The 18142-nt window shown below is 72.1% G+C and carries 17 protein-coding genes and 1 other RNA gene; 5 read left to right on the top strand and 13 right to left on the bottom strand.

Going from position 1 to position 18142, the window contains the following annotated elements; genetic code table 11:
- The first annotated feature begins 55 nt into the window (after positions 1 to 55).
- Positions 56 to 1399, top strand: a complete 1344-nt coding sequence (murA, locus tag CP980_RS20800) for a UDP-N-acetylglucosamine 1-carboxyvinyltransferase (RefSeq protein WP_099891985.1) — start codon at positions 56 to 58, stop codon at positions 1397 to 1399.
- Positions 1400 to 1679: 280 nt separating this feature from the next.
- On the opposite strand, the gene CP980_RS20795 is transcribed toward murA, so the two are convergent.
- From CP980_RS20795 to CP980_RS20760, 8 genes are all read right to left on the bottom strand, one after another.
- Positions 1680 to 1961 (bottom strand): HU family DNA-binding protein, encoded by a 282-nt coding sequence (locus CP980_RS20795; protein ID WP_030161324.1) that lies wholly within the window; start codon positions 1959 to 1961, stop codon positions 1680 to 1682.
- A 361-nt stretch (positions 1962 to 2322) separates the two neighbouring features.
- Positions 2323 to 3726, bottom strand: coding sequence for an NAD-dependent malic enzyme (locus tag CP980_RS20790; RefSeq protein ID WP_099891983.1), 1404 nt, complete (start codon positions 3724 to 3726; stop codon positions 2323 to 2325).
- Between the two features lie 453 nt (positions 3727 to 4179).
- Complete coding sequence (locus CP980_RS20785; protein WP_150528799.1) at positions 4180 to 6486, bottom strand: HelD family protein; 2307 nt, start codon at positions 6484 to 6486, stop codon at positions 4180 to 4182.
- Positions 6487 to 6612: 126 nt separating this feature from the next.
- A complete protein-coding gene (locus CP980_RS20780; protein WP_132754845.1) occupies positions 6613 to 7182 on the bottom strand; it encodes a CGNR zinc finger domain-containing protein in 570 nt (189 codons plus the stop codon).
- Positions 7183 to 7278: 96 nt separating this feature from the next.
- Positions 7279 to 7803 (bottom strand): GNAT family N-acetyltransferase, encoded by a 525-nt coding sequence (locus CP980_RS20775; protein WP_132756005.1) that lies wholly within the window; start codon positions 7801 to 7803, stop codon positions 7279 to 7281.
- A 172-nt stretch (positions 7804 to 7975) separates the two neighbouring features.
- The gene (locus CP980_RS20770) at positions 7976 to 9142 is read right to left on the bottom strand and encodes a uroporphyrinogen-III synthase (protein WP_150528798.1); all 1167 of its coding nucleotides are present in this window, start codon (positions 9140 to 9142) and stop codon (positions 7976 to 7978) included.
- Positions 9143 to 9267: 125 nt separating this feature from the next.
- A complete protein-coding gene (locus tag CP980_RS20765; RefSeq protein WP_150528797.1) occupies positions 9268 to 10647 on the bottom strand; it encodes a nitrate/nitrite transporter in 1380 nt (459 codons plus the stop codon).
- Positions 10648 to 10744: 97 nt separating this feature from the next.
- Positions 10745 to 11716: a LysR family transcriptional regulator gene (locus tag CP980_RS20760; RefSeq protein WP_132754839.1), complete on the bottom strand. Its 972-nt coding sequence runs from the start codon at positions 11714 to 11716 to the stop codon at positions 10745 to 10747.
- A gap of 84 nt (positions 11717 to 11800) precedes the next feature.
- Here CP980_RS20760 and CP980_RS20755 point away from each other — a divergent pair, with 84 nt between their 5' ends.
- From CP980_RS20755 to CP980_RS20745, 3 genes are read left to right on the top strand one after another with little or no spacing between them, the layout of a single operon-like run.
- Positions 11801 to 13030 (top strand): MFS transporter, encoded by a 1230-nt coding sequence (locus CP980_RS20755; RefSeq protein ID WP_373312886.1) that lies wholly within the window; start codon positions 11801 to 11803, stop codon positions 13028 to 13030.
- A 45-nt stretch (positions 13031 to 13075) separates the two neighbouring features.
- Complete coding sequence (locus CP980_RS20750) at positions 13076 to 13357, top strand: type II toxin-antitoxin system Phd/YefM family antitoxin (RefSeq protein ID WP_229907052.1); 282 nt, start codon at positions 13076 to 13078, stop codon at positions 13355 to 13357.
- The gene (locus CP980_RS20745) at positions 13354 to 13656 is read left to right on the top strand and encodes a type II toxin-antitoxin system RelE family toxin (protein WP_150528796.1); all 303 of its coding nucleotides are present in this window, start codon (positions 13354 to 13356) and stop codon (positions 13654 to 13656) included. Before CP980_RS20750 ends, CP980_RS20745 begins: the two co-directional genes overlap by 4 nt.
- A 62-nt stretch (positions 13657 to 13718) precedes the next feature.
- On the opposite strand, the gene ssrA is transcribed toward CP980_RS20745, so the two are convergent.
- The 5 genes from ssrA to ftsE all read right to left on the bottom strand — a co-directional run bounded on the left by ssrA (position 13719) and on the right by ftsE (position 17615).
- Positions 13719 to 14107: a transfer-messenger RNA gene (ssrA, locus tag CP980_RS20740) on the bottom strand.
- Between the two features lie 82 nt (positions 14108 to 14189).
- Entirely contained in the window at positions 14190 to 14675 is a 486-nt protein-coding gene (gene smpB, locus CP980_RS20735) for an SsrA-binding protein SmpB (RefSeq protein WP_099891966.1), read from the bottom strand.
- 18 nt (positions 14676 to 14693) lie between these two features.
- Positions 14694 to 15908: a S41 family peptidase gene (locus tag CP980_RS20730; RefSeq protein WP_132754835.1), complete on the bottom strand. Its 1215-nt coding sequence runs from the start codon at positions 15906 to 15908 to the stop codon at positions 14694 to 14696.
- Between the two features lie 67 nt (positions 15909 to 15975).
- Positions 15976 to 16908 (bottom strand): permease-like cell division protein FtsX, encoded by a 933-nt coding sequence (gene ftsX / locus CP980_RS20725; protein ID WP_132754833.1) that lies wholly within the window; start codon positions 16906 to 16908, stop codon positions 15976 to 15978.
- A gap of 17 nt (positions 16909 to 16925) precedes the next feature.
- Positions 16926 to 17615, bottom strand: a complete 690-nt coding sequence (gene ftsE / locus CP980_RS20720) for a cell division ATP-binding protein FtsE (protein WP_048476194.1) — start codon at positions 17613 to 17615, stop codon at positions 16926 to 16928.
- A 263-nt stretch (positions 17616 to 17878) separates the two neighbouring features.
- Here ftsE and CP980_RS20715 point away from each other — a divergent pair, with 263 nt between their 5' ends.
- A complete protein-coding gene (locus CP980_RS20715) occupies positions 17879 to 18073 on the top strand; it encodes a hypothetical protein (RefSeq protein ID WP_030161346.1) in 195 nt (64 codons plus the stop codon).
- Positions 18074 to 18142 lie beyond the last annotated feature (69 nt).

The following is an 18142-nucleotide window of genomic DNA, read 5'->3' as shown; positions in this document are numbered from 1 at the left end:
GGCCCTTACCCTTTTCCCTGGCCCCCTGCCCACCCCTCTCCGGAACGCGAGATTCATGACCGGCATCAGTGACGATGTACTGCTTGTCCACGGCGGCACCCCGCTTGAGGGCGAGATCCGTGTCCGCGGTGCGAAGAACCTCGTGCCCAAGGCCATGGTCGCCGCTCTGCTCGGCAGCGGACCCAGCCGGCTGCGCAACGTTCCCGACATCCGTGACGTGCGTGTCGTACGCGGGCTGCTCCAGCTGCACGGGGTGACGGTCCGCCCCGGCGAGGAGCCGGGCGAGCTGGTGCTCGACCCCACCCACGTCGAGAGCGCGAACGTCGCCGACATCGACGCCCACGCGGGCTCTTCGCGCATCCCGATCCTCTTCTGCGGTCCGCTGCTGCACCGCCTCGGCCACGCCTTCATCCCGGGCCTGGGCGGCTGCGACATCGGCGGCCGGCCCATCGACTTCCACTTCGACGTGCTCCGCCAGTTCGGCGCGACCATCGAGAAGCGCGAGGGCGGCCAGTACCTGGAGGCCCCGCAGCGCCTGCGCGGCTGCAAGATCCGCCTGCCCTACCCCTCGGTCGGCTCGACCGAACAGGTGCTGCTGACGGCCGTCCTGGCCGAAGGCGTCACCGAGCTCAGCAACGCCGCGGTGGAGCCGGAGATCGAGGACCTCATCTGCGTCCTGCAGAAGATGGGCGCCATCATCTCCATGGACACCGACCGGACCATCCGGATCACAGGTGTCGACCGCCTCGGCGGCTACAACCACAAGGCGCTCCCGGACCGCCTGGAAGCCGCCTCCTGGGCTTCCGCGGCGCTGGCGACCGGCGGCAACATCTACGTCCGCGGGGCGCAGCAGCGCTCGATGATGACGTTCCTGAACACGTACCGCCGTGTCGGCGGCGCGTTCGAGATCGACGACGAGGGCATCCGCTTCTGGCACCCGGGCGGCCCGCTCAACGCGATCGCGCTGGAGACGGACGTGCACCCCGGCTTCCAGACCGACTGGCAGCAGCCGCTGGTGGTCGCCCTGACCCAGGCCGCGGGCCTGTCGATCGTCCACGAGACGGTCTACGAGTCCCGTCTGGGATTCACCTCCGCGCTCAACCAGATGGGTGCACACATCCAGCTGTACCGGGAGTGCCTGGGCGGCAGCGCCTGCCGGTTCGGGCAGCGCAACTTCCTGCACTCGGCGGTCGTCTCCGGCCCGACGAAGCTGCAGGGCGCCGACCTGGTCATCCCCGACCTGCGCGGCGGGTTCTCGTACCTGATCGCGGCGCTGGCGGCCGAGGGCACCTCGCGCGTCCACGGCATCGACCTCATCAACCGCGGCTACGAGAACTTCATGGAGAAGCTCGTGGAGCTGGGGGCGAAGGTCGAGCTCCCGGGCGGCGACCTCGTCTGAGCCGTACGGCCGGCTGACGGCCGACTGGAAGCCCCCGGGCCCCCCACGGGCCCGGGGGCTTCCGCTTGCCCCCACCGGCCCGTACGCGGCCGTTCACCGGCCCGTACGGCGGCCCCGGGCCCGGGGAGCCCGGCCCCCGGGCCCCCGGGGCCGCGGGCGGCCCACGGGCCGCGGACATGCCGAAGGGCGGCCTCCCCGCCCGGGGATGGCCGCCCTTCGCCAGTACTGCGTACTGCTCCGCCGCTCCGAAGGCCCGTACGGGCCCCGGTACGGGCGGGACTTACTTGCCCTTGGCGGCTTCCTTGAGCTTGGAGCCCGCGGAGACCTTCACGCTGAAGCCGGCCGGGATCTGGATGGGGTCGCCGGTCTGCGGGTTGCGCGCGGTGCGAGCGGCACGGTGGGTGCGCTCGAAGGTCAGGAAGCCGGGGATGGTGACCTTCTCGTCGCCCTTGGCGACAATCTCGCCGACGGTCTCGGCGAGCGCGGCCAGAACGGCGTCGGCGTCCTTGCGGGTCACCTCGGCGCGCTCGGACAGAGCGGCCACCAGCTCACTGCGGTTCATGTTGTACTCCCGTGTTCAACTTGCCTTAGAGGCGTGAGATCGAAGCCGATGCTGCCAGGGCCCTCGGACAGTCCCCGGACCCGGGTCTGAACGTCAGACCCTCTCGCCCGGTTACGCATCCTGCCCCCACCAGCGGCGGGAAAGCCAATCCGGCACCCGCCAGGGTCACACGAAAAGCGCCACAGTCACGCCGCGGTGACGCTCCGTCCGCACTTGGTGGATGCGGACCGCGGACCTCGCGGGCATCCCCGCAACCCTAGAGGCGGCCCGCCGGGCCCGCATCTCGCGACGCGCCGGGAGAGGCGAGCCGTGAGGGCCGTCACAGGGACGGCCGGACCCGGGCGGCGCGTCCGACTCCCCGTCAGACCGCCGAGGCGGCCTTGCGGACGGCTCCGGCGACCGCGCCGGCCACCTTGTCGTTGAACACCGACGGGATGATGTAGTTCGCGTTGAGCTCGTCCTCGCCGACGACGTCGGCCAGCGCGGTCGCGGCGGCCAGCATCATGTCCGTGTTCACGGTGCGGGACTGGGCGTCCAGCAGACCGCGGAAGACACCCGGGAAGACCAGCACGTTGTTGATCTGGTTCGGGAAGTCGGAGCGGCCGGTGGCCACGACGGCGGCGGTCTGGCGGGCGACGGCCGGGTCCACCTCGGGGTCCGGGTTCGCGAGCGCGAACACGATCGCACCCTCGGCCATGGCGGCGACGTCCTCGCCGGAGAGCACGTTGGGGGCCGAGACGCCGATGAACACGTCGGCGCCGACCACGGCCTCCTTCAGAGTGCCGGTGTAGCCCTCGGGGTTGGTGTTGTCGGCGATCCAGCGCAGCGGCGAATCGGCGGCCGCGTCGACCAGGTCGGTGCGGCCCGCGTGCACCACACCGTGGATGTCGGCGCTGACGACGTTCTTCACGCCGGCCGCGAGGAGCAGCTTGAGGATGGCCGTACCGGCCGCGCCGGCCCCGGACATGACGACCTTGACGTCGCCAACTGCCTTGCCCACCACGCGAAGTGCGTTGGTGAGGGCGGCGAGGACGACGATGGCCGTGCCGTGCTGGTCGTCGTGGAAGACGGGGATGTCGAGGGCCTCGCGCAGCCGGGCCTCGATCTCGAAGCAGCGCGGCGCGGAGATGTCCTCCAGGTTGATGCCGGCGAAGCCCGGGGCGATGGCCTTGACGATCTCGACGATCGCGTCGGAGTCCTGGGTGTCGAGGCAGATCGGCCAGGCGTCGATGCCGGCGAAGCGCTTGAAGAGGGCGGCCTTGCCCTCCATGACGGGCAGCGCGGCCATCGGGCCGATGTTGCCGAGGCCCAGTACGGCGGAGCCGTCCGTCACGACTGCGACGGAGTTGCGCTTGATGGTGAGGCGGCGGGCGTCCTCGGGGTTCTCGGCGATGGCCATGCACACGCGGGCGACGCCCGGGGTGTAGATCATCGAGAGGTCGTCGCGGTTGCGGATGGGGTGCTTGGACGCCATCTCGATCTTGCCGCCGAGGTGCATCAGGAAGGTTCGGTCGGAGACCTTGCCGAGGCTGACGCCCTCGATGCCCCGCAGCTTGCCGACGATCTCGTCGGCGTGCGCGGTGGAGGTCGCGGCGATGGTGACGTCGATACGGAGCTTCTCGTGACCGGAGGCGGTCACGTCGAGGCCGGTGACCGACCCACCGGAAGACTCCACGGCGGTGGTCAGCTGGGAGACCGCGGTTCCGCTCGCGGGCACTTCCAGGCGGACCGTCATCGAGTACGAGACGCTGGGCGCCGTTGCCATGGCCGTGTTCCTCTTCTGTCCCTGGTTTTTTGTACACACACAGGGCCCCACGCACGGCAGGTGCGGCAGGACCTGTTGTCCGATCGTCCCACCTACCAGCCAGTACAAGGTAACCAGCTACAAATTTCGGAAAGACACTTCCACCATACGAGATAGATCAGGCGTTCGGAAGCGTAGGCCCGTTCGAAAAAGGTCCGCGCCCCTCGGAACCCGAGGGGCGCGGACCTGTATGAACGTCTATGACACCGACCCGCCATGCTCGCCTCGCGGCAAGTGGTCGCTCTAAGCGACGAAGGTTGGGCCCGGGGGCTTGGATCGAGTCGGTGCCGTACCCAGGCTAACAAAGGATCGCCGGAAGCGATCCCCCTCCAGGGGGTTGACCTCGTCTCACCACGCGTGTGGCCGCGAGCCATCCGTGCCACGCGCTCCCGGCGAGCACGGACCGGCGCCGCCCTACGGCTTCAGCAGCGCCGGCACCCCGTCCGCGTCGGGCTCGTCGCGGCCGGCGGAGACCACCGTCAGCTGCTGCGTCGCGCGGGTCAGCGCCACGTACAGGACCCGCAGGCCCGCCGGGGACTCCTGCGCGATCTCCGCCGGGGAGACGACCACCGTGGCGTCGTACTCCAGGCCCTTGGCCTCCAGGCTGCCGAGCGCCACCGCCCGCTCCCCCAGGTCCGCCAGCCAGCCCGCGGCCTCCGCGCGCCGGTCCATGGCCACGACCACGCCGACCGTGCCGTCGACCTGCTCCAGCAGCCTGCGCGTCTCCTCGCGGACCGCCGCGCCCAGATCCTCGCCGGCGGCCGTGAAACGGGGCTCCAGACCCGTCGAGCGGACCGCCGTCGGCGGCTCCATGCCCGGCATCGCCAGCCGCAGCACGCGGGCCGCGACCTCCGCGACCTCCGCCGGGTTGCGGTAGTTCACCGTCAGGGTGAACCGGCGCCGCGGCCGGGACCCCAGGGCCTCGTCACGCGCCGCGGCCGCCTCCTCCGGATCCGTCCACGAGGACTGCGCCGGGTCGCCGACCACCGTCCAGGTGCCCATCCGGCCCCGGCGGCCGACCATCCGCCACTGCATCGGCGTCAGGTCCTGCGCCTCGTCGACGATCACGTGCGCGTACTCCGTGCGCTCCGCCGCGATCCGCTCCGCCCGCTCCCACTGGGTCTCCTCGCGGGTGGGCATCAGCTCCTCCAGCCCGCTGAGCTGGTCCAGCGGGTCGAGCTGCCGCTTGCGCTTGGGCCGGGCCGGCGCGCCGAGCAGCAGCTGGAGCTCGTCCAGCAGCGCCACGTCGTGCACCGACAGCGGGCCCTTGCCGTCCGGGCCCAGCCGGCGCAGCGAGCGGGCCAGCTGGCGGGTCTCGCGCGGGTTGAGGACCCGGCGCGCCCAGCGGCCGAGGCGGCGCTCGTCGGCCATCGCGGCGAGCACCCCGCGCGGGGTCAGCTCGGGCCACCAGGCGTTCAGGAAGTCGATGAACGCGTCCTCGGTGGAGATGTCCTCGTCGAACGCGGAGCGCAGCTCCGCCGCCAGCTCCGGATCGCTGTGCCGGCCGGCCCCGCCGGACCTCGCGTACAGGGCGTCGAGGAGCAGCTTGCGGGCGCGCGGGCGCAGCAGGTTCACCGGCGCGGTGCCGCTGAGCACGTTCTGCCGGATCCGGTTCAGCTCGTCGGCCTCCAGCTCCTGGCGCCGCCCGAAGGCCACCACGCGCAGCCGCTCGGGCGCGTCCCCGAGCTCCAGCGCGCCCCGGACGGCCTTGTGGAGGACCTTGCGCATGCGCGAGGAGCCCTTGACGCGGGCCACGGCCGGTTCGTCGTACGTGGTCGCCTCGGCGCCGTCGACCAGCGAGCCGAGCGCCCGGATGGCGACCTGGCCCTCCTCGCCGAGCGAGGGCAGCACGCCTTCGGTGTAGGCGACGAGCAGCGGGGTCGGCGAGACGATCAGGATGCCGCCGGAGTAGCGGCGCCGGTCCTGGTAGAGCAGGTAGGCGGCGCGGTGCAGGGCGACGGCGGTCTTGCCGGTGCCGGGCCCGCCCGCGACCTCGGCGACGGAGGCGGCGGGGGCCCGGATGACCAGGTCCTGCTCGGCCTGGATGGAGGAGACGATGTCCCGCATCGAGTGCGTACGGGCCCGCCCGAGCGCGGCCATCAGGGCGCCGTCGCCGATGGCGGGCAGCTCCCGGCCGTCGAGGGACGCGGTGATCTCGGGGCGCATCAGGTCGTCCTCGACGCCGAGCACCTTGCGGCCCTTGGAGCGGATGACGCGGCGCCGGATGACACGGCCCGGGTCCTTGGGCGTGGACCGGTAGAACGGCGCGGCGGCCGGCGCGCGCCAGTCGATGACGAGCGGCGCGTAGTCGGCGTCGAGCACGCCGATGCGCCCGATGTGGAGCGTCTCGGCGATGTCGGCGGTGAGGTCCGCGCGGATCGCGTCGTCGGCGGGCTCGACGGAGGTGTACGCGCCGTCGGGGCCGCGTTCCCCGTCCTTGCCGAGGACCAGGTCGATCCGGCCGAAGAGGAAGTCCTCGAACTCGTTGTTCAGCCGGTTCAGGTGGATACCGGCCCGGAAGACCTGGGCGTCGCGCTCGGCGAGGGCGCCGGGCGTGCCGACCTGACCGCGCTTGGCCGCGTCGTTCATCAGGAACTCGGCCTCGTCGATCTTCTCTTCGAGGCGGCGGTACACCTGGTCCAGATGCGTCTGCTCGACCGCGATCTCCCGATCGCGGACGGAATCCGCCGTGCTGTCGACAGCGGCATTCTGCGCGGCCACCAAGGCCCCCTTCTGACGTGCATGGGCGACCGTCAACCGTACGCGAACCGGCGCCCTGTCCGCACGCCCGTTCCGGTGACCGGGCGAAGATCACTGCCCGTACGCCGTCCGGCCGCCCCCCGATCGCTACCCGGGGCGGGCCGCGAGAACCCTGCGGCGGTGCCGGGCGACCCGCTCGCGGTTGCCGCACAGCTCGCTGGAGCACCAGCGCCGCCGGTGCCCGCGCGAAGTGTCCAGGTAGACCCGGGTGCAGCCGTCCCCCTCGCAGGAGCGCAGCAGGTCCCGCTCGCCGGGGTCGGTGAGCAGTTCGACGGCGTCGCGGGCCACGGCGGCGAGCAGCGCGCCGCATTCCACCCCGCCGCACAACTCCCGCACGAGGTGCCCCTCTTGGTCCTGTACGGCACACAGTGCCGGGGGTGGACCGGCGGCCAGCGCGTTGACCCGGGCCAGCGCGCCCCCGTCGGGGCCGGCCCCGGCGAGCTCGGCCCGTACGAGGCTGCCGACGTCGCGGCGCAGCGCCCGGAAGGCCTCCACCCAGTCGGGTCCCACGCGGGCGATCGGCGTCCGGTCGGGCACGAGCCCGGCTCCGGCGAGCCACAGCCGCAGCTCGTCGCCGTCGCGGAGCTCCTCGGCGCCCGCGGGGGCGGCGAAGGTGGCCACCAGGTCCAGGCACACCCGTCCGGATTCGAACCACATGCCCGTCACCGCCTCTTGGCTGGGGGGTGCGCGTGCCTCTCAGAGTGCCGCGCCCCGCCGCGATGCGGAACCCCCCGAACGGGGGCCGGGCGCCCCTCAGGGGGGCGGGTCGTCGTGGAGGAGGCGCTGGAAGAGGATGTGGTCGCGCCAGGCGCCGTTGATGTGCAGGTAGCGGGGGGCGAGCCCGTACCGCTCGAACCCGGCCTTGGCCAGGACCCGCTGCGAAGCGAGGTTGTCGACCAGCGTCCCGGCCTCGACGCGGTGCAGCCCGATCTCGTCGCGGGCGATCCGGCAGACCTCCTCGACGGCGGCGGTGGCCAGTCCCCGGCCGTGCCAGGCCCGGTCGACCCAGTAGCCGACGCCGCAGCTGCGGAGGGGCCCGAGGGCGATGCCGCCGAGGTTGATCATCCCGACGGGCGCGCCGGAGCCGGCCTCGACCAGCACGTACGAGGCCCCGCGGCCGCCGTCGCGCTCGGCGAGCAGCGCCTCGATCCGGGCGGCCTGCCCCGCCTCGGTGTAGAAGACCTCGGAGCGCCACGGCTCGACGGGCGCCATGAAGGCCCGGTTGCGCGCCAGCGTGTCGGCCAGTCCGGCGGCGTCCTCGACCCGGACGCCCCGCATCTCCACCCCGTCAATGATCACCCGAGCACGCTAACCAACCCCCGCCGCCACCTCCACCCCCGGCGGGGCGTCCGGAGCGGATCCCCGGTGCGGCGCGGCACCCGGTCCGCCCCGAGGAAGGCACGGGCGCCGGGGCCGCGCCCCCCGGCCGCGGCCCCGGCGCCCGGCGGGTTCAACCGGCGGAGCCACCGCTGCACTCCCCGGCGTCCAGGGCCAGCCGGTACCCCCTCTTCACCACCGTCTGGACGAGGTTCGGCGCCCCCAGCGCCCCCCTCAGCCGGGTCATCGCCGTCTCCACGGCGTGCTCGTCCCGCCCCGCCCCCGGCAGCGCCCGCAGCAGCTCCGCCCGGTTCACCACCCACCCCGGCCGGCGGGCCAGCGCCCGCAGCAGGGCCATCCCCGCCGGCGGCACCGCCCGCAGCTGCGCGTCCACCAGCACCGCGTGGCCCCGGATCTCCACCCGGCGCCCCGCCACCGGCAGCACCCGCGCCCGCCCCGGCAGCTCCTGGCACAGCAGCTGCACCAGCGGCCCCAGCCGGAACCGCTCCGGCTGCACCGTGTCCACCCCCCGCGCCTGCAACGGCAGGGCCGTCACGGGCCCCACGCACGCCGACAGCACGTCCCCCCGCAGCCCCGCGAGCACCGCCTGCGTCATCCCCCGCTCCTCGGCCCGCGAGAGCAGCGACGCCGCCGCCGGGGCGGAGGTGAAGCTCACCGCGTCGACCGCGCCGACCCCGGCGGCCACCGCGTCCAGCAGCCGGTCCATCGGCGCGAGGTCCTCCGGGGCCATCCACCGGTACACGGGGACCACGACCACCTCGGCCCCGGCCGCCCGCAGCGCCTCGACGAACCCGGGCAGCGGCTCCCCGTGCAGCTGGAGGGCGATGCGCCGCCCGGCGACCCCGCCGGCCAGCATCCGGTCGAGCACCTCGGCCAGCGACTCCGACTGCGGGGACCACGTCTCCACCAGCCCGGCGGCCCGTACGGCCCCCTTCACCTTCGGGCCGCGCGCCAGCAGTTCGGTGGCCCGCAGCCGGGCCAGCAGTTCCTCGCCGATCCCCCACCCCTCGGCGGCCTCGATCCACCCCCGGAACCCGATCGCGGTGGTGGCGACCACCGTGTCCGGCGCGCAGCCGATCAACTCCTTGGTGGCCGCGAGCAGTTCACTGTCGTCGGCCAGCGGCACGATCCGCAGGGCCGGGGCGTGCACGACCGTGGCCCCGCGCCGGCGCAGCAGGGCGATCAGCTCGTCCGCCCGCCGGGCGGCGGTGACCCCGACGGTGAATCCCGCGAGGGGGCCCGTCGTCGCGGCTGCGGCGGCGGTGCGCGTGTCGTCCATGGTGACCTGCCTTGCCCAGTGGGTCGGTATCACATCGCGCGACACGTGTCGCGAGAACGCAACCGAGCCTGTCAAGTGGCCGTGTCAGGCTCGGTTCCGCCGTATTTCGTGCCCGTAAACCGCCGTTACACCGACGTGAGCTGCGCTTTCGCCTCGGGCCCGGCCGTCGGGAGCACCGCGGGGGCGGGCCGGCGAAGGTATACCGCCCACGTCAGCGCGCAGCAGGCCGCGTAGAAGCCGAGGAAGGTGACGAAGGCGGCCGTCCCCGACCCGGAGGCCGAGAACGCCTGCCGGAAGGCCAGGTTGATGCCGAGGCCGCCGAGTGCGCCGACCGCCCCGATCAGCCCCATGGCGGCGCCGGACAGCCGGCGCCCGTACGCGGCCGCCGCCTGCGCCTCCATGCCCCGCGCGAGCGCCTTGGCCCGGAAGATGCCGGGGATCATCTTGTACGTGGAGCCGTTCCCGAGCCCGCTGAGCACGAACAGCGCCACGAACCCGACGAGGAAGACGGGCAGGGACTCCTCGCCCGAGGCGTATACGACGACTCCCGTCGCGGCCGCCATCGCCACGAACGTCGCGAGGGTGATCCGGGCGCCGCCGAACCGGTCCGCGAGGGCGCCGCCGACGGGCCGGACCAGCGAGCCCAGCAGCGGCCCGACGAAGGTGAGCGAGGCGGCCTGGAGCGGGGTGCGGCCGAACTGCGTCTGGAGGACGAGCCCGAAGGCGAAGCTGTAGCCGATGAAGGACCCGAAGGTGCCGATGTAGAGGAAGGCCATGATCCAGGTGTGGGCGTCGCGGACCGCCTCGCGAACGGCTCCGGTGTCGCCCCGTACGGCTGCCAGGTTGTCCATCCGCAGCAGGGCCAGCGCGGCGGCGGCCACGATCAGCGGCAGGTAGACCGCGAGCAGCAGCCGCGGGTGCCCGGCCCCGGCGGTCCCGATGACCAGCAGGGCGACGAGCTGCACGACGGGCACGCCGATGTTGCCGCCACCGGCGTTCAGGCCGAGCGCCCAGCCCTTCTTGCGCAGCGGGAAGAAGGCGTTGATGTTGGTCATGGAGGAGGCGAAGTTCCCACCGCCCACGCCCGTCAGCGCGGCCACGGCCAGGAAGGTCCCGTACGAGGTCCCCGGCTCCATGACGACCAGCGCGGCGACGGTGGGCGCGAGCAGCAGCAGGGCGCTGACGACGGTCCAGTTGCGGCCGCCGAAGCGGGCGACGGCGAAGGTGTACGGCACCCGGACGAAGGCGCCCACGAAGGTGGCGGTACCGATGAGGAAGAACTTCCCGGCCGGGTCGATCCCGTACGCGGGGCCCATGAAGAGCACCATCACCGACCACAGGGTCCAGACGGAGAAGCCGATGTGCTCGCTGAGCACGGAGTAGAGCAGGTTCCGGCGGGCGATGCGCTCCCCGGACTCCTTCCAGAAGGTCTCGTCCTCGGGTTCCCACCGCTCGATCCAGCGGCCCCCCGCGCGCTCCCCGCGCGGTGCGGTCGTACCGGTCATCACAGGCCTCCACAGCTGTCGCGTCCGTGGTGACGACCGTAGGAACGGCGCGTTTCGGCCCCGGTCCCCGCCGGATGACCGGTGGGAAACCTTGCACTCACCCCCCGCCGGGGCCGCCTGTGAGCGCGGCGGGGCGCCAGCTGCTTGGGGGCACGTCCAGCCAGCCCCGCTCGGCGCCGAGGGCGGCCGCGGCCCGGTGCAGCGCGTCGAGCCCGGGGTGGCCGAAGCCCCTGCGCCACACCATCGACAGCGGGGACAGCGGCACCGGGTCGACGAGCGGCCGTTTCACGCTCCCGGGCAGGTCGACGAAGTCCACCGTCACCAGGACCGGATGGCGGGTCTTGGCCATGACCCGGCGGAACTCGTCCTTGCCCATGGCCACGGGCGCGGGCGGGGCGAGGGCGATCCCGCGGGCCTCCAGCAGTTCGCGGGCGAGCCCGGTCCACTCCAGGGTCCGCGGATTGCCCGCCCCGGCGTAGACGGCCTCCCCGGCCAGCGCGTCCAGCTCCACGGCGGCCCGCGCGGCCAGTGGATGCCCCTCGGGCAGCAGCACCGCGAGCGGTTCGTACCGTACGGGCCGGTGCGCGAGGCGGGCCCGCAGCGCCGGGTCCAGCCCGTCGGCGTACCCGAAGGAGACGTCGAGCCGTCCGGCGGCGACCTCGGCGGCGGCGTAGGTGAGCCCGCTCTCGAAGCGGGCCATCAGCTCGCAGTCCGGGGCGAGTTCGCGGGCCCGCTCCAGGACGGTGCGGGCGGTGCTCGGCCCGTCGGTGTTCAGGTCGACGAGCAGCGGGCGGGGGCCGGCGCAGGCGAAGGCGGCGGCCAGCTCCTCGTGCGCGGCGAGCACCCGCCGGGCCAGGGGCAGCAGCCGCTCCCCGTCGGCGGTCAGTTCGACGGCGCGGGTGGTCCGTACGAACAGCCCCGCGCCCAGGGCGGTTTCCAGCCGCCGCACATCGCGGCTGAGGGCCTGCTGGGCGACGTACAGGCGGGCGGCGGCGCGGGTGAAGTGCAACTCCTCGGCCACGGCGACGAACCCGCGCAGCAGGCGGGGTTCCACATCACGGGGTATCACCCGCGGAGACTAACAACAGAACCGGGTGAATGGCTCCGGAACAGGTGTTGGACGCCCCGGGACCGGGCGCCGGAACCTTGGACCATGCCGCCGCTGATGACCGTGACGGGCTCGACGCTCGTGATAGCCCCCGCCCCGCACCGCCGCCGACCGCTCCGCCCGCAGGGCCCGTACACCCGCCTCTTCTCCCACCCCGGGACCCGCGCCTTCACGGCCGGAAACCTGCTGGCCCGCCTACCGATGGGCATGTTCGGCATCAGCGCGGTCATGATGATCGCCGGCCAGCGCGGCTCGTACGCCCTCGCCGGCGCGGTCACCGCCACCGGGCTGGCCGCCACGGCGCTGGTCGCGCCGTGGACAGCCCGCCTGGTCGACCGGTACGGACAGGCCCGGATCGCCGTCCCCGCGACGCTGATCGCGGTGCTGGGCTCGGCGGCCCTGGTGCTGTGCGTCCGTACGCACGCCCCCGCCTGGACCCTGTTCGCCGCGTACGCCGCCACCGCGACCACCCCCAACATCGGCGGCATGTCCCGGGCCCGCTGGACCCACCTGCTGCGCGACTCCCCCGCCGCGCACCACACGGCGATGTCCTTCGAACAGGCCGCCGACGAGCTGTGCTTCATGCTCGGCCCGGTGGTGGCGGCGTTCCTCTGCTCGGCGCTCTTCCCGGAGGCGGGCACGCTCACGGCGGCCGCCCTGCTGTTGACGGGCATGCTCGTCTTCACCTCCCAGCGCCGTACGGAGCCGCCGCCCTCGGCGCCCCGCGCCGGAAGGTCCCCCCTGGGCGCGCTGATGCCGGTGCTCGCCCTCTTCGCCCCCCTGGGCGTGCTGTTCGGCTCGATGGAGGTCACCTCGATCGCCCACCTCGACGCACGCGGCCTGGGCGCCGCCACCGGCCTGGTCCTGTCCCTCCAGGCGGCGGGCTCCTGCGCGGCCGGCCTGCTCTACGGCGCCCGCCGCCCGCGCAGCCTGCGCACCTGCCTGCTCGCCCTGGCGGCGGCCCTGACCCTCCCCTGGGCCGCGGCCGCCACGGGTTCCCTGCCCCTCCTGGCGGCCGCCCTCCTGCTGGCGGGCATGGCCACGGCCCCGACGATGGTCACGGCGATGTCCCGCGTCCACGCCCTCGCCCCCGAGGGCCGCCTGAACGAGTCGATGACCCTGGCGGTGACGGCCATCCTGGCGGGCATAGCCCTGGGCTCGGCCGCGGCGGGCTCCCTGGTGGACCACCTGGGCCCCACCACCCCCTACGCCCTCCCGGCGGCGGCTGCCGTCGCGGCTCTGGCAGCGGGCATGACGGCCACTCGCGCCAAGTGACGGACTGCGCAGACCGCGGTTATGTACATCCAGTACATTGGTTACATGAGTGAGCCTGTGATCGAATCGATGGCCGAGGTACGTGCGCACCTTGCGGACGTACTCGACCGCGCTCGGCGGGAAGACACGCCCACCATCGTGACCCGGCGGGGCAAAGAGGAGGGAATCGTCCTCGACATCGACGAGTACAGACGTCTCAAGGCGATCGAGGAATCGGCCGAGGAGGCATGGCTGTCCAAGCTGGTCGACGCCGCCCGTACCGAAGATGACGGCACTTCCCTCAGCCTGGAAGAGATGACGGCCGAAATCCTGCGTGGTGGTGCGTGACCGAGCGTCGGCACCTGACCCGGTTCAGGGCCGCCGCCCGCCGGGAACTCGGCAAGATCCCCCAGTCGGACGCGATCCGGATCCTGCGTCGGCTGGCCGAGCTGCAACAGGCCTTGGACGCCGGCAGCACGGACGCCTTCGACATCAAGGCGCTCCAAGGCCACACCGCGCATTGGCGGCTCAGGATCGGCGATTACCGCGCCGTCTACACCCTGGAGGAGGGCCCGCACGGCGAGCTCGTCGTCACGGTATGGGTCGTGGCAGTCGGCCACCGTCGCGAGATCTACCGTTCCCTGTAGCCCCTTGGACATGACGAAGGCCCCGCAGCCTGACGGCTGCGGGGCCTTCGCCCACATGGGATGAGTGGAGATGGCGGGAATCGAACCCGCGTCCAACGGTGCAGAAGCAGGGCTTCTCCGAGCGCAGTCCGCTGCGCTTTTCTCGGCCCCGGAGATCACACGGACAAGTCTCCGACGGGCTCAGTCACTGTTTGGTTTCCCTCCAACCCCCGTGACCGGGGCTAGAGGTTTAGATCCCTAGTTGACGCCAGGATCCGGACCGGGACCACTTCCGGGCTGACGCTCCTCACAGAGGCTTCAGCTCACTGTTATTAGGCAGCGAGGGTGAAGCGGGAGTTATCGCTCTTGGAGTTGGCGATTATTTTTTGCGACATGTGGTTAGCGAGATCATTGCCGCTTCCTCGGCTCGCTTCCCCTGCATCGACATCCGCTGTCGAAACCGATCATCCCCATGTTTTGTTAACAAAGTGCTCCACCCCGGGGGGCGGTGCTGACGCCATGGTACGCGAAGTGGACCACCGCATGCCAGGAGATTACAGCTGACCGCGCTCCTTGCGCTTCACGGCCGAGATCACCCGGTTCGTCTCGCGCGTGTCCTGCTTCTCACGCAGGGCCTGGCGCTTGTCGTACTCCTTCTTGCCCTTGGCCAGCGCGATCTCGACCTTCGCCCGGCCGTCCTTGAAGTACAGCGAGAGCGGCACGATCGTGTTGCCCGTCTCGCCGGTCTTCGAGTCCAGCTTGTCGATCTCCTCGCGGTGCAGGAGGAGCTTGCGCTTGCGGCGGGCGCTGTGGTTGGTCCAGGTGCCCTGGCTGTACTCCGGCACGTGCACGTTGTAGAGCCAGGCCTCGCCGCTCTCCACCGACACGAAGCCGTCCACCAGCGAGGCACGGCCCTGACGCAGGGACTTGACCTCGGTACCCGTGAGCACGATGCCGCACTCGTAGGTGTCGATGATCGTGTAGTCGTGCCGCGCCTTCTTGTTCTGGGCGATCAGCTTGCGCCCTTTTTCCTTAGCCATAGTGCGGTCATTTTCGCACTACGGACCCACCCCGAGGCCACCCAATACCGTGCGGGCCCGTTCCTCGACCCCGTCGCCGGCCGCCAGGTCCGGGGTGATGCCGGTGCCGTCGAGGCTGCGGCCCGCCGGGGTGCGGTACGTGCCCACCGTCAGCTCCGCCACCGAGCCGTCCGGCAGCGGCGTCGGCATCTGCACCGAGCCCTTGCCGAAGGTCCTCGTACCCACCGCCACCGCGCGGCCGCGGTCCTGGAGGGCGCCCGTGACCAGCTCCGCCGCGCTCATCGTGCCGCCGTCGACCAGCGCCACCAGGGGCCGGGCGGTGTCCCCGCCCGGGCTCGCGTACAGGGCGCGCTGGGCCCCCCGTACGTCGTACGTGGCCACCAGCCCGCCGTCCAGGAAGGCCGAGGCGGCCGTCACGGCCTCGGTGACCAGGCCGCCCGGGTTGCCTCGCAGGTCGAGCATGAAGCCGGAGCCGGCCGGAGCCGCGCGGACGGCGGCGCGGACCTTCTCGCCGGAGCCGCGGCTGAAGGAGGAGACCTTGATGACGGTGATCCCGCCCGGGAGCTCCCGTACGGTCACGGGCTCGGTGTGCAGCTGCTCGCGGCGCAGGGTCTCGGTGAGGTCGGCGCCGTCCCGGGTGAGGCGGAGGGCGACCGGGGTGCCGGCGCCGCCGCGCAGCAGGGCGACCACGTCGCAGACGCGCAGGCCGGTGACGGGGTGGCCGTCGACGCTGAGGAGCCGGTCGCCGGCGCGCAGGCCGGCGCGGGCGGCGGGGCTGTCGGGCTGAACCTTCTCGACGGCGATGCGCTCGTCGCTGCGGCTCTCGATCCAGAGCCCGACGCCGGTCCAGCGGCCGTCGAGGTCGTCGGTGAAGGCGCTGTACTCGCCCTGGTCGTAGACCATGCCCCAGCGGTCGCCGCTGCGGCTGACCACCTCCTGGGCGGCCTTCTTGCCGGACTTGCCCTCGGCGACGGCTTCGGCCGCGGCGCGGGCGACGGCCTCGCGGTCGGCGGTCGCGGCGCCGCTCTCCGGCGGAGCGCCGGTGCCGGCGGCCGCGGGGTCCCGCGTACCGGCGGCGGCCGTTAACCCGCCTCCCGCGGCGCCGACGGCGTCCGCGCGCTCCCAGCAGCCGGTGCTCGCGGCGGTGCCCACGGCGGCGATGAAGGCCAACGTCAGAACGGCCCCGCGACGCAGGTCGCGGGGCCGGAGACAGAAGGCGGGCAGAGCCGGCATGGCGCCGAGTCTAGGACAAGGCCCGTGGGGGCACGGCGGGTTGGACGGACCTCACACGGGGCGCTTGTCACACCTTCAGGTACTTGCGCAATGCGATGAAGGCGGCCAGGGAGGGCATCAGCACCCCGATGACCAGCACCAACGGCAGCTTCGTCAACACGGAGTCCCAGCCGATGAAGTTGATCAGCTCCATCTTCGTGCGCAGCGAGGCGCCGTGGTCGATGACGAAGTACTGGCCGGCGCCGAGCATCACGCAGGCGAACACGCCGCCGACGAGGCCCGCGAAGGCGGCCTCCATGATGAACGGGACCTGGATGTAGAAGCTGGAGGCGCCCACGAGCCGCATGATCCCCGTCTCGCGCCTGCGGCTGAAGGCGGAGACGCGCACGGTGTTGACGATCAGCAGCAGGGCCACGATCAGCATGATGAGCATGATGCCGAGGGCGGCCAGGTTGAGGTAGCCGAGCATCGTGAAGAGATTGTCCAGCTCCTGGTGCTGGTCCTCCACCGACTGGACGCCGTCGCGGCCGGCGAAGGCGGTCGTGATGACCTGGTACTTCTCGGGCTGCTTCAGCTTCACCCGGAAGGATTCGGGCATCTGGTCCGGGGTGACCACCGAGGCGAGCGCGGTGTGCCCGAAGCGCTCCTTGTAGTGCTTGTAGGCCTCGTCGGAGGACTCGTAGTGGACGGTCTCGACGAGCTCCATCTTCTTCAGGTCGGTCTCGATCTGCTGCTTCTGATCGGGGGTGACCGCGCCCTTGGCGCAGGCCTTGCTCCCGCTCTCGCCGTTCTCCTCCGCGTCGCTCTTGTTGCAGAGGTAGATCGAGACGTTGACCTTGTCGTACCAGTAGCCCTTCATCTTGCTCACCTGGTCGCGCATGAGCAGGGAGCCGCCGAACAGGGCCAGCGACAGGGCCACGGAGATGATGACCGCGAAGGTCATGGTGAGATTGCGGCGGAGACCGACGCCGATCTCCGACATGACGAACTGGGCGCGCATGACGTCCTAAGGGCCTTTCAGTGCTGGTAGCCGTAGACGCCGCGCGACTGGTCGCGCACGAGTCGGCCCTGTTCGAGTTCGATGACGCGCTTGCGCATCTGGTCCACGATCTGCTGGTCGTGCGTGGCCATGATCACGGTGGTGCCGGTCCGGTTGATCCGGTCCAGCAGCTTCATGATGCCGACCGAGGTCTGCGGGTCGAGGTTGCCGGTGGGCTCGTCCGCGATGAGGAGGGCCGGGCGGTTGACGAAGGCGCGGGCGATGGCCACGCGCTGCTGCTCACCGCCGGAGAGCTCGCCGGGCATGCGGTCCTCCTTGCCGCCGAGGCCCACGAGCTCCAGGACCTGCGGGACGGCCTTGCGGATCTCGCCCCTCGGCTTGCCGATGACCTCCTGGGCGAAGGCGACGTTCTCGGCCACCGTCTTGTTGGGGAGCAGGCGGAAGTCCTGGAACACGGTCCCCAGCTGGCGCCGCATCTGCGGGACCTTCCAGTTGGAGAGCTTGGCGAGGTCCTTGCCCAGGACGTGGACCTGGCCGTGGCTCGCCCGTTCCTCGCGCAGCACCAGCCGCAGGAAGGTGGACTTGCCGGAGCCGGAGGAGCCGACCAGGAAGACGAACTCGCCCTTCGCGATCTCCAGGGAGACATCTCTGAGTGCGGGGCGGTTCTGCTTCGGGTAGGACTTGGAGACGTTGTCGAATCGGATCACGGGTGCACCACGGTCGCCGGAGTAGGTGTGCGGAGTCGGTGTGCGTGACCATACGCGAACGGGCGGGAGGTGGGGGCCCGGCGTCCGGAGTTGCCCGATATATCCCCTGGTCCGGGCGGGGATCGTCACGGGATGGTCCGTGATTGCCCGGACGGGCCGCGCCGAATGTCGCCGGAGCTGGCACAGTGGTAGGGGAACGCGGTCGTTCCTTCAGACGTTGTTCACGTTGTTCGTTGTTCCAGGGGACGAGAGGAGGAGAGCGCATGACGTATGACCGGCTCGTGTGCGCGAACTGCGCCGCGCCCGTCAGCCAGGGCCGCTGCCCGGTGTGCCGGGCGAACCGGGAGCGCCTCCAGCAGCAGGAAGGCCCCTTCGGCGGTCTGAACCCCCTGGCGCTCATCGTGCTCCTGGTGGTCCTCGTGGCGGCTCTGGCCCTCCTGGCCCAGCAGACGGCGTAGACGGCGGAGACGGACATCAGACGCGGGAAGGGCCCGGACACCTGAGGTGTCCGGGCCCTTCCGTACGTC

Origin of the sequence: Streptomyces vinaceus (assembly GCF_008704935.1) — a bacterium.
Taxonomy (GTDB): Bacteria; Actinomycetota; Actinomycetes; order Streptomycetales; family Streptomycetaceae; genus Streptomyces; species Streptomyces vinaceus.
The sequence above is the reverse complement of the archived record's forward strand: the minus strand, read 5'-3'. Positions and strand labels throughout refer to the sequence as shown.